This is a genomic window from Pantoea sp. X-Soil-YNGN-775, from assembly GCF_059730575.1.
Window position 1 is genome coordinate 753,387 of sequence record NZ_AP035945.1, and the last position, 14,136, is coordinate 767,522.

14 protein-coding genes are annotated in these 14,136 nt (G+C 57.5%); 7 read left to right on the forward strand and 7 right to left on the reverse strand.

From position 1 onward, the window contains the following. Positions 1 to 195: 195 nt before the first annotated feature. Both AC6I8I_RS03345 and AC6I8I_RS03350 read right to left on the reverse strand, forming a co-directional pair. Positions 196 to 1,080: a dihydrodipicolinate synthase family protein gene (locus AC6I8I_RS03345; RefSeq protein ID WP_312055403.1), complete on the reverse strand. Its 885-nt coding sequence runs from the start codon at positions 1,078 to 1,080 to the stop codon at positions 196 to 198. An 8-nt stretch (positions 1,081 to 1,088) separates the two neighbouring features. Beyond that, positions 1,089 to 2,240: an iron-containing alcohol dehydrogenase gene (locus AC6I8I_RS03350; RefSeq protein ID WP_312055404.1), complete on the reverse strand. Its 1,152-nt coding sequence runs from the start codon at positions 2,238 to 2,240 to the stop codon at positions 1,089 to 1,091. 186 nt (positions 2,241 to 2,426) lie between these two features. On the opposite strand from AC6I8I_RS03350, the gene dtnK reads away from it, so the two are divergent. Genes dtnK through AC6I8I_RS03365 form a run of 3 tightly spaced genes read left to right on the forward strand, consistent with a single transcriptional unit; the run spans position 2,427 to position 5,490 of the window. After that, positions 2,427 to 3,749, forward strand: a complete 1,323-nt coding sequence (dtnK, locus tag AC6I8I_RS03355; protein WP_312055405.1) for a D-threonate kinase — start codon at positions 2,427 to 2,429, stop codon at positions 3,747 to 3,749. Then, a complete protein-coding gene (locus tag AC6I8I_RS03360) occupies positions 3,742 to 4,722 on the forward strand; it encodes a D-threonate 4-phosphate dehydrogenase (protein WP_497828326.1) in 981 nt (326 codons plus the stop codon). Before dtnK ends, AC6I8I_RS03360 begins: the two co-directional genes overlap by 8 nt. Positions 4,723 to 4,728: 6 nt before the next feature. Then, positions 4,729 to 5,490 carry a DeoR/GlpR family DNA-binding transcription regulator gene (locus AC6I8I_RS03365; protein ID WP_312055407.1) on the forward strand — a complete coding sequence of 254 codons (762 nt, stop codon included), beginning with the start codon at positions 4,729 to 4,731 and terminating at the stop codon, positions 5,488 to 5,490. Positions 5,491 to 5,549: 59 nt separating this feature from the next. On the opposite strand, the gene speD is transcribed toward AC6I8I_RS03365, so the two are convergent. The 3 genes from speD to AC6I8I_RS03380 form a co-directional block, all read right to left on the reverse strand. Further along, positions 5,550 to 6,359, reverse strand: coding sequence for an adenosylmethionine decarboxylase (gene speD / locus AC6I8I_RS03370; RefSeq protein ID WP_312055408.1), 810 nt, complete (start codon positions 6,357 to 6,359; stop codon positions 5,550 to 5,552). Positions 6,360 to 6,387: 28 nt separating this feature from the next. Next, positions 6,388 to 7,251, reverse strand: a complete 864-nt coding sequence (speE, locus tag AC6I8I_RS03375) for a polyamine aminopropyltransferase (RefSeq protein WP_312055409.1) — start codon at positions 7,249 to 7,251, stop codon at positions 6,388 to 6,390. A 107-nt stretch (positions 7,252 to 7,358) separates the two neighbouring features. After that, a complete protein-coding gene (locus AC6I8I_RS03380; protein WP_009092068.1) occupies positions 7,359 to 7,706 on the reverse strand; it encodes a YacC family pilotin-like protein in 348 nt (115 codons plus the stop codon). Positions 7,707 to 7,886: 180 nt separating this feature from the next. Here AC6I8I_RS03380 and cueO point away from each other — a divergent pair, with 180 nt between their 5' ends. Further along, the gene (gene cueO / locus AC6I8I_RS03385) at positions 7,887 to 9,473 is read left to right on the forward strand and encodes a multicopper oxidase CueO (RefSeq protein ID WP_312057493.1); all 1,587 of its coding nucleotides are present in this window, start codon (positions 7,887 to 7,889) and stop codon (positions 9,471 to 9,473) included. Position 9,474: 1 nt separating this feature from the next. On the opposite strand, the gene AC6I8I_RS03390 is transcribed toward cueO, so the two are convergent. Then, entirely contained in the window at positions 9,475 to 10,758 is a 1,284-nt protein-coding gene (locus AC6I8I_RS03390) for a cystathionine gamma-synthase family protein (protein ID WP_312057492.1), read from the reverse strand. A 235-nt stretch (positions 10,759 to 10,993) separates the two neighbouring features. On the opposite strand from AC6I8I_RS03390, the gene hpt reads away from it, so the two are divergent. Then, complete coding sequence (gene hpt / locus AC6I8I_RS03395; RefSeq protein WP_046289198.1) at positions 10,994 to 11,530, forward strand: hypoxanthine phosphoribosyltransferase; 537 nt, start codon at positions 10,994 to 10,996, stop codon at positions 11,528 to 11,530. 73 nt (positions 11,531 to 11,603) lie between these two features. Here the strand turns inward: hpt and can are convergent, their stop codons facing one another. Continuing rightward, positions 11,604 to 12,257: a carbonate dehydratase gene (can, locus tag AC6I8I_RS03400; protein ID WP_031375743.1), complete on the reverse strand. Its 654-nt coding sequence runs from the start codon at positions 12,255 to 12,257 to the stop codon at positions 11,604 to 11,606. Positions 12,258 to 12,365: 108 nt separating this feature from the next. Here can and AC6I8I_RS03405 point away from each other — a divergent pair, with 108 nt between their 5' ends. Further along, positions 12,366 to 13,292, forward strand: a complete 927-nt coding sequence (locus tag AC6I8I_RS03405) for an ABC transporter ATP-binding protein (RefSeq protein WP_031375742.1) — start codon at positions 12,366 to 12,368, stop codon at positions 13,290 to 13,292. Next, positions 13,289 to 14,059, forward strand: a complete 771-nt coding sequence (locus tag AC6I8I_RS03410) for an ABC transporter permease (protein WP_312057491.1) — start codon at positions 13,289 to 13,291, stop codon at positions 14,057 to 14,059. The genes AC6I8I_RS03405 and AC6I8I_RS03410 overlap by 4 nt, the downstream gene beginning before the upstream one ends. The last annotated feature ends 77 nt before the right edge of the window (positions 14,060 to 14,136 follow it).

The following is a 14,136-nucleotide window of genomic DNA, read 5'->3' on the forward strand; positions in this document are numbered from 1 at the left end:
GGCAGATGGCGACCATCAGGTTCGTTCTCATCTGACCGGTAGGATACAAAGATGATGGTCGTTCCCCGGCAGGGCAGGCTGACGACACGCCAAAAGGTGATCGGTCATTGGTGCCAGCCGCAAGCGGTTCGCGGTGTCGTTTCAGGACCTCACCCCGGTCCTGCCGAAGACGCAGGGCATCCGCCCTGCTGGCGATTACTGCAGGTACTGATTGACGATCTGGCGGATCTGCTGCTGCTCATCGGCGCTGAACTGCACCGCATAGCGGCTGTCACCGACGTCAAAGCCCAGCAGGCTGACCGCCTTTTTCACCGCGGCAGGGGAGAAGCCAATGCTATAGAGATCGGTGCGTAAACCGGTGACGCGCTCCTGTGCCTGATACGAACCGGCAATATCGCCAGCGTTAAACTGCGCCCAGATGGCGTTGATCGCCTGAGGTGCCACGTTTGCCAGCCCGGAAATGCAGGCGGAGCAGCCATCGACGAAACCCTGATGAATCAGCGAGTCGGGACCATTCAGCACATCGAAATGATCGATGCCGTCGGCAGCCTGCAGGAAGCCGCTCAGGCTCTGGTAGCTGCCGGCTGAATCTTTGATACCGATGATGTTCGGATGTGCTGCCAGCGTCCTGACGGTGTCAGGCTGCAGAGTATTGCCGGTACGCGCCGGGATGTTGTAAAGGAACAGCGGCACCTCAAGCGCGTCCGCAACGGCGTGATAATGCGCGATCAGCTCCTGCTGCTTTAACGGTACGAACCAGGGGGTAATCACCGAGACGGCATCGATGCCCAGCCTGGCGATCTGCTTACCCAGGCGGATGGTTTCACGGGTTGATATCTCGCCAATGTGCGCCACCACCGGCGCGCGGCCGTTGACTTCATCGACGCAGGTTTCAGTGACCGCGATTTTTTCCTGCTGGTTCAGCACAAAGAACTCTCCGTTGGTGCCGCCGCAGAAAATGCCGTTACCGGCGTCGAGCTGGCGTCGCACCTGCTCACGCTGGGCAGCCGGATTAAACTCACCGTCGCGATCAAAAGTGGTAACGATGGCGGTCAGGACGCCGGTTATTTTTTTGTTCATGACAATCCTCATTGCGCCGGGTGAGAAGGAAACAGCGTCAGGTAGACCGCACGGACATCGTCCGCCGTCACGGCCATCGGCACGTTTTTCATCAGGCGCTGCACGTCGAGCGCCGCATCGACTAAATAGGGCAGGTGATCCGGGCTGATGCCCAGCGCTTCCAGGCTGGCCGGCAGCTGCAGGCGCTGAACCAGCGCGCTGAAATAATCGACCAGCGCATGAGATTTCTGCTCCTCGCTTAATCCGGTATCAGCCTCGGGCAGCAGATCGTAAGCCTGAGCAAATTTGCTCACCGCCGCGGGCCGGACAAAGCGCATGCAGGGGGCCAGCAGAATGGCATTGGCGACGCCGTGCGGCAGATGATATTTGCCGCCGAGCGGGTAGGACATGGCGTGGACCAGGTGCGTCCCGGCGTGAGCAATCGACGCTCCGCCGTAATAAGAGGCCCACAGCATCTCCAGTCGCGCCGCTAAATTGTGCGGTTCACGTAGCGTGGTTTCGAGGCTGGCAAACAGCTTCTTCAAGCCGATCAGCGCATAGTTATCGCTTACCGGATTGGCGACCGTGGCGGTGAAACACTCAATCAGATGGCACAGCGCATCAATCCCGGTGGATGAAGCAATATGCGGCGGCATGCTGGTGGTGAGTTCCGGCACCAGCGCGACCCAGTCGGGCAGCATCACCGGTGAAATAATGCCGATTTTGGTCTGTTTCTCTGGAATCGCCAGAATCGCATTCGGCGTAGCTTCCGAGCCGGTGCCGGCGGTGGTCGGAATCAACAGCGAGCGGACGCGGCGCTGCGGTTTCTCGCCTGCCAGCAGCGCATCCAGTGACGGTGCATCGCCAGCGCACAGCACTGATAGCAGCTTCGCGACATCCAGCACGCTGCCGCCGCCGATGCCAATCACCAGTTCAACCTGTTGCGGCGGCAGCGCGCTGACAATCGCCGCCACATCATGCTGGCTCGGCTCTGGCGGAACGCTGTTCACCACGCTGAGGCCGGGGAACTGCTGCCGGAGCTGCCCCACCAGCGCCTGCACGGCGGGAATGGCCTCAATGTTGTTATCGGTTACCACTAACGCTGTCGTGATGCCGTCCAGCAGATAGCGCATGTCGTTCAACGCCTGGTAGCCGCTGATCACCGTGCTGTTGATATTCATTTCACACCCTTGTTGGTAATGTCTGAAGCAATGATTGATATCGCTCAGAGTAATGCTGACGTAATCCCCTTCCTGTGGCTCATTTTATAGGGCATATCGATTTCGATTAATTTGATCTTGCTCACATATAATCAATCATGATTGAATATAATCAATTGCAGCGGCAATAGCCTGACAGGAGAGACGATGAATTCGTCATGGTGGAAAACCCCGGTAGTGGTCATCGCCGATGACTTTACCGGGGCCAATGATGCAGGCAGTGGGCTGGCGCAGGCTGGTGCCCGGGTGCAGGTGCTGTTCAGCCCGACGACGCCGGCGGGCAGTGAGGTGGCGGATGTCTGGGTAATCAGCACCGACAGCCGGGCAGTCACGCCGGCACTGGCGGCAGAGCGGGTCACTCAGGCGGTGGGCCACTACGGCCCACAGATTGCGCAGGGCTGGCTGTTTAAAAAGATCGACTCCACGCTGCGGGGCAACGTCGCAGCCGAACTGCGGGCGGCGCTGGCAGCCAGCGGTAAACGTCTGGCGCTGGTGGCGCCGGCCGTTCCGCACCTCGGTCGCACCACGCGTGCCGGTCAGGTCTGGCTTGGCGATCGTTTGCTGACGGATACCGAATTTGCCAGCGATCCCAAAACCCCGATTGTCAGCGCCAGCGTGCTGCAGCAGCTGCATATTGAGGGAGATCGGATCGATCTCGCCACCCTGCGCAGCGATCGGCTCGATCAGCGCTTAACGGCGGCCCGCGGCGTGCTGGTGGTCGATGCTGAAAATGACGCTGATCTGGCCCGCCTGATGGCAGCAGCGGCACGGCTGAGTGAAAAGCCGCTGCTGGTGGGGGCGGCAGGCTTAAGCGAGGCCCTGGGCCGCCATCTCGCCGCCCGGCCTGTGCCGTCGTCATCGGCGGAAAAGAGAGTTAGCGGTACGGCGGCTGACGCAGGTGTCCACGCAGCACGACCGGTACTGGCGGTTATCGGCTCGATGAGCAGCCGCGCACAGCAGCAGATCGCCACGCTGGCGACCCAGCGGCAGGTGACGGTGGTGGATGTTGATATCCGTCAGCTGTTCTGCCAGCCCACCTGGCCCGATGCGGCGGACTGGCTGGGACAAGCCACGACGGCGCTGCGTCAGGGACGACATACGGTGATCCGCACCTGTCAGCATGCCTCACAGCGGCATGAGGTTGAGACGCTCTGCCAGCAGTTTCAGCTGACGCGCCAGCAGTTGGGCGAGGCGATCTGTCAGCTGTTGGGCGAGATAACCCGCACGCTGTGTAACAGCCAGCTGCCGCATGCGCTCTATCTGTCTGGCGGCGACGTGGCGATTGCCGTCGCTCAGGCGTTAGGTGCCAGCGGATTTCAGATTCAGGGCCTGGTGGCGGGCTGTGTGCCGCACGGGGTTCTGCTTAACAGTGAATTTACCCTGCCGGTGATGACCAAAGCCGGTGGCTTTGGTGATGAAAACACCCTGGTAGCAGCCATTGGTTTTATTGAGGAGAAGTCGAGTGAGTAAAATTATTGCGGTCACCATGGGCGATCCGGCGGGCATCAGCCCGGAAATCATTATCAAGTCGCTGTCGGAAGGCGAATTAAATGGCGTGCCGGCGGTGGTGGTCGGCTGTGCCGCAACGCTGCGGCGGATTATGGCGATGAACATTACGCCACAGGCGGAACTGCGGATCGTGGATCGGGTGGCATCGGCCCACTTTGCGCCCGGCATCATTAACGTGATTGATGAACCGTTAGCCGATCCTGAGGCGCTGAAGCCCGGCGTGGTGCAGAAACAGGCGGGCGATCTGGCATGGCGCTGCGTGAAACGCGCCACTGAACTGGCGCTGGCGGGCGAGGTGCAGGCTATCGCCACTGCACCATTGAATAAAGAGGCGCTGCACGCGGCGGGTCATCTCTATCCGGGTCACACCGAACTGCTGGCGCACCTGACCGGCACCCAGGATTACGCCATGGTGCTCTATACCGATAAGCTGAAGGTGATCCACGTCACCACTCATATTGCGCTGCGTAAATTCCTCGATACCCTGAGCCGTGCTCGCATAGAGACGGTGATCGGCATGGCGGATACCTTCCTGCGTCGGGTCGGCTTCACCCAGCCGCGCATCGCCGTGGCGGGCGTTAATCCGCACGCTGGGGAAAACGGCCTGTTTGGCGATGAGGAGATCACTACGGTTGCGCCGGCGATTGCGGCGATGAAAGCACTGGGCATCACGGTGTCGGGCCCCTGTCCACCGGATACGGTATTCCTGCAATGTCAGGAAGGGCAGTACGATATGGTGGTGGCGATGTACCACGATCAGGGACACATTCCGCTGAAGCTGCTGGGATTCTACGACGGAGTGAACATCACTGCGGGCCTGCCGTTTATCCGCACCTCGGCGGACCACGGCACGGCGTTTGATATCGCCTGGACAGGTAAAGCGAAGTCTGAGAGCATGGCGATCTCTATCAAACTCGCGATGCAGCTCGCATAGGGAAATATGAAGGGACAGAGCCGTCTTGACCAGATTATGGATTACCTGAAAAGCCATAATCTGGTGACTGTTGAGCAACTGGTCAGTGCGATATCCGCCTCGCCGGCCACGATTCGACGTGATTTGATTAAGCTGGATAAAGAAGGGGTGATCAGCCGCAGTCATGGCGGCGTCACCCTTAACCGGTTCATACCTGCGCAGCCGACCACGCTGGAAAAGATGCAGCGTAATCTGGCAGAAAAGCAGGCGATAGCCGCCTGTGCCGCCAGCTTTGTTCAGGCGGGCGATGCGGTGGTGCTGGATGCCGGTACCACCATGCTGGAGCTGGCGCGGCAGCTTACTCATCTGCCGCTGCGGGTGATTACCGCCGATCTGCACATTGCGCTGTTTTTATCGGAGTTCAGGCAGATAGAGGTAACGATTATCGGTGGCCGCATCGACGACTCCAGCCAGTCCTGTATTGGCGAACATGGCCGTCGACTGTTGCGCAGCATCAATCCGGATATCGCCTTTGTCAGTTGTAATTCGTGGAGCCTTGAGCGCGGCATTACTACTCCGACCGAGGAGAAAGCCGGGCTGAAGCACGATCTGCTGGCCAATGCCGGCCGACGGGTGTTGCTGGCTGACAGCAGCAAATATGGTTCCTGGTCACTGTTTTGCGCCGCACCGCTGGAGAGCCTGACCGACATTGTGACCGATGAACGGCTGGAAGAGGCTGCCCGGCATGGGCTGCGAGAGCGTGGGATTGGCTTGTTGCTGACCGCCTGAGCAACGGCGGTAAGAACAGTCAGCGGCGGCTGCCAGACACAGCGCGCCGCCGGGAAGGATTACAGCGTTTTCAGACCCACCGACGGGATATTTCTGCCGTAATAAATTTCACGCATCTCTTTCCACAGCAGGTCGGTAATCCGTTTATGCTCCTGCGGGCTAAGATCTTCGGGTTTGGTGTTGAACAGGTAGTGCTTCAGATCGAACTCTTTCAGCAACATTTTGGTATGAAAGATATTTTCCTGATAAACGTTCACGTCCACCATGTCATACATTGCTTTCATATCGTCCGACATGAAGTTCTGGATCGAATTAATTTCGTGATCGATAAAGTGCTTCATTCCCTTCACATCACGGGTAAACCCACGCACCCGGTAATCGACCGTGACAATGTCAGATTCCAGCTGGTGAATCAGGTAGTTCAGCGCTTTGAGCGGTGAAATCACGCCGCAGGTAGAGACTTCAATATCGGCGCGGAAGGTACACAGTCCGCCTTCCGGATGACTTTCCGGATAGGTGTGTACGCAGATGTGACTCTTATCCAGATGGGCCACCACCGAATTCGGCAACGGGCCAGGGTGTTCCGAGTTATCGATATCTTTCGGATCGATCGGTTCTTCGCTGACCAGAATGGTGACGCTTGCGCCCTGCGGCTCATAATCCTGGCGCGCAATGTTCAGCACGTTGGCACCAATGATCGAGCAGGTCTCGGTCAGAATTTCGGTCAGACGGTTGGCGTTATATTGCTCATCAATATAGGCAATATAACCATCGCGTTCAGCTTCAGTATTCGCATAGCAAATATCGTAAATACAAAAACTCAGGCTCTTAGTCAGGTTGTTGAAGCCATGTAGTTTTAGCTTTTGCAATTTTACTCACCCCCTTAGAAATGTGCCATCAGCGCGCGGCAGATAACGCATTCAATAGATATTGCGGCAGGGCAAAACTGCCGGTATGGATTGCCGGTGTGTAGTAACGGCAGGTCAGGCCAGCGGCTTCGAAACGCGCCTGTAACGTCGCGCTATCGAGCTGGCGCAGCGCCGGATTGTCACTGGCCCAGGCGAAAGTCATGATGCCGCCATAATAGGTCGGAATCGCCGCCTGATAGAAACTGACATCGGCAAAATAGTGACCCAGTTTACGATGGCTGTTGACCGCTTCGTCCTGCTGCAGGAAGCAGACGCCATTCTGTGCCACAAAGATGCCATTTTCATTAAGGGCCGCTTTGCAGCCGGCATAAAATTCTGAGGTAAACAGACTTTCGCCGGGACCGATCGGATCGGTGCAGTCCGAGATGATGACATCAAATTTTTCGCGGGTCTGGTTAACAAAGTTAACCCCGTCGTCGATCACCAGAGTAAAGCGCGGATCGTCATAGGCACCGGCGCTGTGATTCGGCAGATACTGACGACAGAACGTCACCACGCCCGCGTCAATCTCCACCATGGTGATCTTTTCGATCTGCGGATGACGTGACACTTCGCGCAGCATCGCGCCATCGCCGCCGCCGATAATCAGCACGCTTTTCGCCGCACCGTGCGCCAGCAGAGGAACGTGGGTCATCATTTCATGATAGATAAATTCGTCGCGCTCGGTGGTCTGTACCACACCGTCGAGCGCCATCACGCGACCCATCGCGGCATTTTCGAAAATGATTAAATCCTGATGCGCAGTTTTCTCACGATAGAGTTGTTTATCAATCGTGAAATACTGGCCAAAACCGGCATGAAGGGTTTCATACCACATTTCATTTTGGGCCATGGTGGGGCTCTCCTCTGATGACATCGCCATGAAAATGGGCGGCACATCATAGCTAACTCTGACCGTGGTTGCACGGTCAAATGTCCAGCAGCAGAGCGGGGAGAGGATTACCTGACGTAGGCCAGCAGACTCAGTGAATCACGCGCCAGTGACTTGCATTTTTTATCGTTAGTGATGGCGATGCCGCTCAGGTCACGATAGCTCTCTTCACCCAGCGCCTTCATATTGTAATTGCTGTAGTTGCTTAAATCCCAGCGGTTCTGCTGAGCAAAAAACACCAGCGCTTTACGAATCTGCGCATCCGGCAGATCCTGGTAGCCGCAATCATTCTTCAGATAGACGAACACCGCCGTCAGATCGGCCAGATCTTCCGCTTCGGATTCGCTCAGGGCAAAACTGGTGGAGGAGAAGCCAAGGAGTCCCGTCAGCAGCAGGATCTTAATGCTTTGCTTCATAATCGTTCTCTTCAATGGATATTGTTAATGACGTTAGCACAGTTGCTATCAGGTTTTCGATTAATTTGCCGCGCCGTGCGGCTCGCCAGCTTTTTTCGGCTGATTCTGGCGGGTAACACTTGACCTTCCCATAAGGTCAGGGTTTAGGCTGTCTGCTCTCATGCCACAAGGATGATCACCATGCAACGTCGCCACTTTCTGAAACTCACCGCCGCCCTGAGTGCCGCCGGGGCGCTGCCGCTCTGGAGCCGCTCGCTGATGGCCGCCAGTCGCCCGCTGTTGCCTGTTCCCTCGCTGCTGACGCCGGATGCTAACGGCCAGTACACGCTGACCGCGATGCAGGGCACCAGTCAATGGAATGGCAAAGCGGTGCCGACCTGGGGCTATAACGGCAACTTGCTCGGACCGGCGATCCGGCTGCAAAGCGGCAAGCCGGCCACGGTGAACATCCATAACCGGCTGAACGAAGCAACTACGCTGCACTGGCACGGCCTGGAGATCCCTGGCGCGGTTGACGGCGGACCGCAGGCCAGCATCGCCGCCGGCGACTCCCGTCAGGTCTCTTTCACCCCCGATCAACCGGCAGCAACCTGCTGGTATCATCCGCATCTGCACGGGAAAACCGGCCATCAGGTGGCGCAGGGGCTGGCGGGGCTGATCCTGCTGGAAGATAACGAGATCGGCAAACTGCGGCTGCCGACCCAGTGGGGCGCGGATGATGTGCCGCTGATCTTCCAGGATAAACAGCTGACTCAGGATGGCAGCCGCATCGATTACCAGCTGGACGTGATGCGCGCTGCGGTCGGCTGGTTTGGCGACATGATGCTGACCAATGGCGTGCAGTATCCCCAGCAAGCGGTACCGCGCGGCTGGCTGCGGTTGCGCTTACTCAACGGCTGCAATGCCCGCTCGCTGGATATCGCCGCCAGCGATCGGCGTCCACTCTATGTCATCGCCAGTGATGGCGGACTGCTGGCCGAGCCGGTGAAGCTGGAATCCCTGCCGATGCTGCCGGGCGAGCGCTTTGAAGTGATGATCGATACCGGGGATGGTAAGGCTTTTGATCTGGTGACTCTGCCGGTCGGGCAGATGGGCATGACGCTGGCACCGTTCGATCAACCACTGCCGCTGGTGCAGATTTTACCGCTGCGGGTGATGGCCAGCGGCACGCTGCCGGATCGGCTGGCAACGCTGCCGCCGCTGCCGAAAACCGAAGGGCTGACCAGCCGCTGGCTGCAACTGATGATGGACCCTCAGCTGGATCAGCAGGGGATGCAGGCGCTGATGCAGCGCTACGGTGACAAGGCGATGGGCAAAGGTGGCCACCATACGATGCCGATGGCGCATGATAAACCGGCGGCCAGTCACGAGCAGTCGATGGATCACAGCATGCACGGCATGGCGCAACCGGCCGGTTACGATTTCCGTAATGGCAATAAGATTAACGGCCAGGCGTTCAATATGACCCAGCCGTCATTCGCGGTAAAACTGGATGAAACGGAAAAGTGGACCATTTCCGGCGAGGGCGACGCGATGCTGCATCCGTTCCATATTCACGGCACCCAGTTCCGTATCCTGTCAGAAAACGGCAAACCCCCGGCGCCGCATCGTCAGGGCTGGAAAGACATGGTGAATGTCGACGGCTGGCGCAGTGAAGTGCTGGTGCGCTTCAGTTACGTCGCCGCCGCCGAACATGCCTATATGGCCCACTGTCATCTGCTGGAGCATGAAGATACCGGCATGATGCTCGGGTTCACCGTCAGCTAAATCAGGCCTGATCCAGCGCCAGCCTGATATCTTCAATCAGGTCACCCGCGTTCTCGATACCAATCGACAGCCGCACCGTGGCGTCAGTGATGCCGATACGCTGACGCACCGCCTGTGGCACACCGGAGTGGGTGGTGCTGCCGGGATGGCTGGCGAGCGACTCGGTGCCGCCAAGGCTGACCGCCTGCTTGAACAGCGACAGGGCGTTAAGAAAACGGAAGGCTGCCTGCTGGCCACCCGCAATATCAAATGAGAAGGTCGACCCGGCTCCGCTGCACTGCTCACGGTAGGTTTTGCCTTCGGCACTCGCTTCATCCAGATAAGGCAGCCAGTGCAGCTTCGCCACTTTAGGGTGATCGCGCAGGAAGGCGGCCACCGCTTCGGCATTGTGAAACGCTTTCTCCATTCGTAGCGACAGGGTTTCCAGCGATCGGCTGATCATCCAGCTGGAGTGCGGATCGAGCTGAGTGCCGATCGCACTGCGCAGCGCCCGAATCTGCCCCATCAGCTTTTTACTGCCCATTGCGGCACCGGCAATCAGGTCGGAATGGCCGCCAACGTATTTGGTCAGCGAGTAGAGCGAGAGATCTGCGCCCAGCGTCAGCGGCTGCTGAAACAGCGGGCCGAGCAGGGTGTTGTCGCAGGCGATAATCGGACGTGAACCCTGCTGCTGGTCGATCTCATCGGCGATCCGCGCCATCAGACGGATGTTCACCAGGCTATTGGTCGGGTTGGCCGGCGTCTCGATCAGGATAATCGCTACCCGACCCAGCGCCATCGCCTGCTGCGCCGCCTCCCGCACTTTGGTTTCATCATTGCCGTCGCTAAAGCCGACCGCCTTAATCTCCAGATTGTGCAGCGTCTTGCTTAGCAGCGTTTCGGTGCCGCCATACAGCGGCTGGGAATGCAGAATCACCTCGCCCGGCCGGGCAAAGGTCAGCAGGGTCGTGGCGATCGCCGACATACCGGACGAGAACAGCGAACAGCTTTCTGCCTGCTCATAGACCGCCAGCCGATCCTCAACGATTTCACTGTTGGGATGGTTAAACCGCGAATAGACCAGTCCACCCGATTTGCCTGCTGGCGGCTCACGCCGGCCTGACACATAATCAAAGAAATCCCGTCCCTCTTCTGCGCTGTCAAACACAAAGGTTGAGGTCAGAAACACCGGCGGCTTGACCGCGCCTTCAGAGAGGCGAGGGTCGTAGCCGTAATTCAGCATCTGGGTTTCAGGATGCAGCGGGCGATCGCCGATGTGGGTTTTTTTGCTTGATGATGAAGTCATTGAGATCTCCGGCCAGCGGCGCGAGTGGAGTAACGATATGTTGGATAAAGGCTACCACGCAGCGAATCATGCTGGTAAATGCCAGAAAGTTCTAAGGTAATGCGCATTTGCACCACCGCTCGCCGGGACGCAATAATTTTCACCACGGTATCGTTTGCTTTACGCCTGTCGCAGCCGACGTGCGCCTCTCTATGATAGACTTCGTGGCTTTTCTGACGTAACCGGGCTGAAAGCAATGAAACACACTGTTGAAGTGATGATCCCTGAACAGGCAATCGCCGCGCGCATCGCTGAACTGGGCAAAGAGATTAACGACCATTACCGTGACAGCGGCAGCGATATGGTGCTGGTGGGGCTGCTGCGTGGCTCTTTTATGTTTATGGCCGACCTGTGCCGCGCGATTGACGTCCCGCATGAGGTCGACTTTATGACCGCGTCGAGTTACGGCAGCGGTATGTCCAGCAGCCGCGATGTGAAAATCCTGAAGGATCTGGATGAAGATATCCGGGGTAAAGATGTGCTGATCGTCGAAGATATTATCGACTCCGGCAACACCCTGAGTAAGGTGCGCGAAATCCTGCAGCTGCGTCAGCCAAAATCACTGGCGATCTGTACCCTGCTGGATAAGCCGGAGCGCCGTGAAGTGGAGGTCAACGTGGAGTATGTCGGCTTTGCCATCCCGGATGAGTTCGTGGTTGGATTTGGTATCGACTATGCGCAGCACTATCGCCATCTGCCGTATATCGGCAAAGTGGTGCCGATCGAATCCTGAGTGCAGCGCACCGCACATTCTTCCAAGGCCAGCACCGCCTGCTTCGTGTAGGCTGTGTCGCGCCTGACTCCGCTTATTTATCGCTATTCAACAGATTAGCGATGCCGTGACGGTAGCGTTGTTCAAGGATTTCGCGGCTGTTTGCCGTAACATCAAGGTTACGCAGGCAGCCGTCCTGAATGCCGTAAACCCAGCCATGCAGTGAGACATTCTGCCCGCGTTTCCAGGCAGATTGCAGCACGGTTGAGTGTCCCAGGTTATAAACTTGTTCAACGACGTTGATTTCGCACAGTTTATCCAGGCGTTTATCCGGCGGGAGTTCCCCCAGCAACACGCTATGCTTGTACCAGAGGTCACGGATGTGCAGCAGCCAGTTGTCGATCAACCCCAGTTCCGGGTTATCCATCGCCGCCTGCACGCCGCCGCAGCCGTAATGACCACAGACAATGACGTGTTCAACTTCCAGCACTTCGATGGCGTACTGCACCACTGAAAGACAGTTGAGATCGGTATGAATCACCAGATTGGCGACGTTGCGGTGGACAAACAGTTCACCCGGTTCCAGTCCGGTCAGACGTTCGGCGGGGACGCGGCTGTCAGAGCAGCCAATCCACAGGAAGCGCGGTTTTTGGGCCTGGGCGAGCCGCTCAAAAAAGCCGGGATCTTCTTCGACCAGTAATTTGGACCATTCGCGGTTATTACTGATCAGGGTATCGATATCTGTCATGGCGTTGAGCGACCGGTTACTGCGCAGAGTGCGTGCGCGTACTATAGGCGAAGGCTTCACAAATTTAAACGGCATTACATTGCCATCAAAACAGGGTATGGATTCGGAATGACTTATGCACTGGAACTTTCCCGGCTGACCAAGACCTATCCCGGCGGCGTGCAGGCGCTGAAGGGTATCGATCTTAACGTTGAAGCCGGTGATTTTTATGCACTGCTGGGACCGAATGGCGCCGGTAAATCAACCACCATTGGCATTATCAGTTCGCTGGTCAACAAATCTGACGGCAGCGTCCGGGTGTTTGGCTACGATCTGGAAAAAGATGTGGTCAATGCCAAACGCCAGCTGGGTCTGGTGCCGCAGGAATTTAACTTCAACCCGTTTGAGACGGTGATGCAAATCGTGGTTAACCAAGCGGGTTACTATGGCGTCGAACGTCGCGAAGCCAATGAGCGGGCGGAAAAGTACCTGAAGCAGCTCGATCTGTGGGGAAAACGCAGCGAACGGGCGCGGATGCTCTCCGGCGGCATGAAGCGCCGTCTGATGATCGCCCGGGCGTTAATGCATGAACCCAAGCTGCTGATCCTTGATGAGCCAACCGCCGGGGTTGATATCGAACTGCGACGCTCAATGTGGGTGTTCCTGAAAGATCTCAACGCCAAAGGCACCACCATTATTCTCACCACCCACTACCTGGAAGAGGCAGAAATGCTGTGCCGCAATATCGGCATTATTCAGAGCGGGGAACTGGTCGAGAACACCTCAATGAAAGAGCTGCTCTCTAAGCTTAAATCGGAAACCTTCATCCTCGATCTGGCGCCGCGCAGTCCGTTACCAACGCTGGAAGGCTTCCAGTATCGTCTGGTGGATACCTCGACGCTGGAAGTAGAAGTGTTGCGGGAGCAGGGTCTGAACAGCGTGTTCAGCCAGCTCAGCGCGCAGGGCGTGCAGGTGCTGAGCATGCGTAACAAAGCCAACCGTCTGGAAGAGCTGTTCGTCGGCCTGACGCAGGGAAAAACAGGAGCAAAAGCATGACACATTTGTACTGGGTGGCGCTGAAGAGCATCTGGGCCAAAGAGATTAACCGTTTCGCCCGCATCTGGATCCAGACGCTGGTGCCGCCGGTGATCACCATGACGCTCTACTTCATCATCTTCGGTAACCTGATTGGCTCGCGGATTGGTGAAATGCACGGGTTCAGCTATATGCAGTTCATCGTGCCGGGTCTGATCATGATGGCGGTAATCACTAACGCCTATGCCAACGTCGCCTCGTCGTTCTTCAGCGCCAAGTTCCAGCGCAACATTGAAGAGCTGCTGGTCGCCCCGGTGCCGACCCACATTATCATCGCCGGTTACGTCGGCGGCGGGGTAGCGCGTGGCGTCTGCGTCGGCATTCTGGTCACCGCCATTTCGCTGTTCTTTGTGCCGTTCCATGTCCACTCCTGGAGCATGGTGGCGGTGACGCTGCTGCTGACCGCGGTGCTGTTTTCGCTGGCCGGCCTGCTGAATGCGGTGTTTGCCCGGACTTTTGATGACATCAGCCTGATCCCGACCTTTGTGCTGACGCCGTTAACCTATCTCGGCGGGGTATTCTATTCCCTGACGCTGCTGCCGCCTTTCTGGCAGGCGGTCTCGAAACTTAATCCGATCGTTTATATGATCAGCGGTTTCCGTTTCGGCTTCCTCGGTATTAACGACGTGCCACTGGTATTTACCCTGTCGGTGCTGATCGCCTTTATCGTGGTGTTCTATGGTCTGGTGTATACCCTGATTCAGCGCGGACGTGGATTGCGGACCTGATTGCTGCCCTCACTAAAAAAGCCACGCGGCTATTACGGCGTGGCTTTTTTTTGTCCGTATAACGGTTGTCCGATTTA

Coding starts and splice junctions, on each gene's coding strand:
- AC6I8I_RS03350 (WP_312055404.1), bottom strand. CDS start 2,240: ATGAATATCAACAGCACGGTGATCAGCGGCTACCAGGCGTTGAACGAC.
- dtnK (WP_312055405.1), top strand. CDS start 2,427: ATGAATTCGTCATGGTGGAAAACCCCGGTAGTGGTCATCGCCGATGAC.
- AC6I8I_RS03405 (WP_031375742.1), top strand. CDS start 12,366: ATGACTTATGCACTGGAACTTTCCCGGCTGACCAAGACCTATCCCGGC.
- cueO (WP_312057493.1), top strand. CDS start 7,887: ATGCAACGTCGCCACTTTCTGAAACTCACCGCCGCCCTGAGTGCCGCC.
- hpt (WP_046289198.1), top strand. CDS start 10,994: ATGAAACACACTGTTGAAGTGATGATCCCTGAACAGGCAATCGCCGCG.
- AC6I8I_RS03390 (WP_312057492.1), bottom strand. CDS start 10,758: ATGACTTCATCATCAAGCAAAAAAACCCACATCGGCGATCGCCCGCTG.
- AC6I8I_RS03410 (WP_312057491.1), top strand. CDS start 13,289: ATGACACATTTGTACTGGGTGGCGCTGAAGAGCATCTGGGCCAAAGAG.
- AC6I8I_RS03345 (WP_312055403.1), bottom strand. CDS start 1,080: ATGAACAAAAAAATAACCGGCGTCCTGACCGCCATCGTTACCACTTTT.
- AC6I8I_RS03380 (WP_009092068.1), bottom strand. CDS start 7,706: ATGAAGCAAAGCATTAAGATCCTGCTGCTGACGGGACTCCTTGGCTTC.
- speE (WP_312055409.1), bottom strand. CDS start 7,251: ATGGCCCAAAATGAAATGTGGTATGAAACCCTTCATGCCGGTTTTGGC.
- can (WP_031375743.1), bottom strand. CDS start 12,257: ATGACAGATATCGATACCCTGATCAGTAATAACCGCGAATGGTCCAAA.
- AC6I8I_RS03365 (WP_312055407.1), top strand. CDS start 4,729: ATGAAGGGACAGAGCCGTCTTGACCAGATTATGGATTACCTGAAAAGC.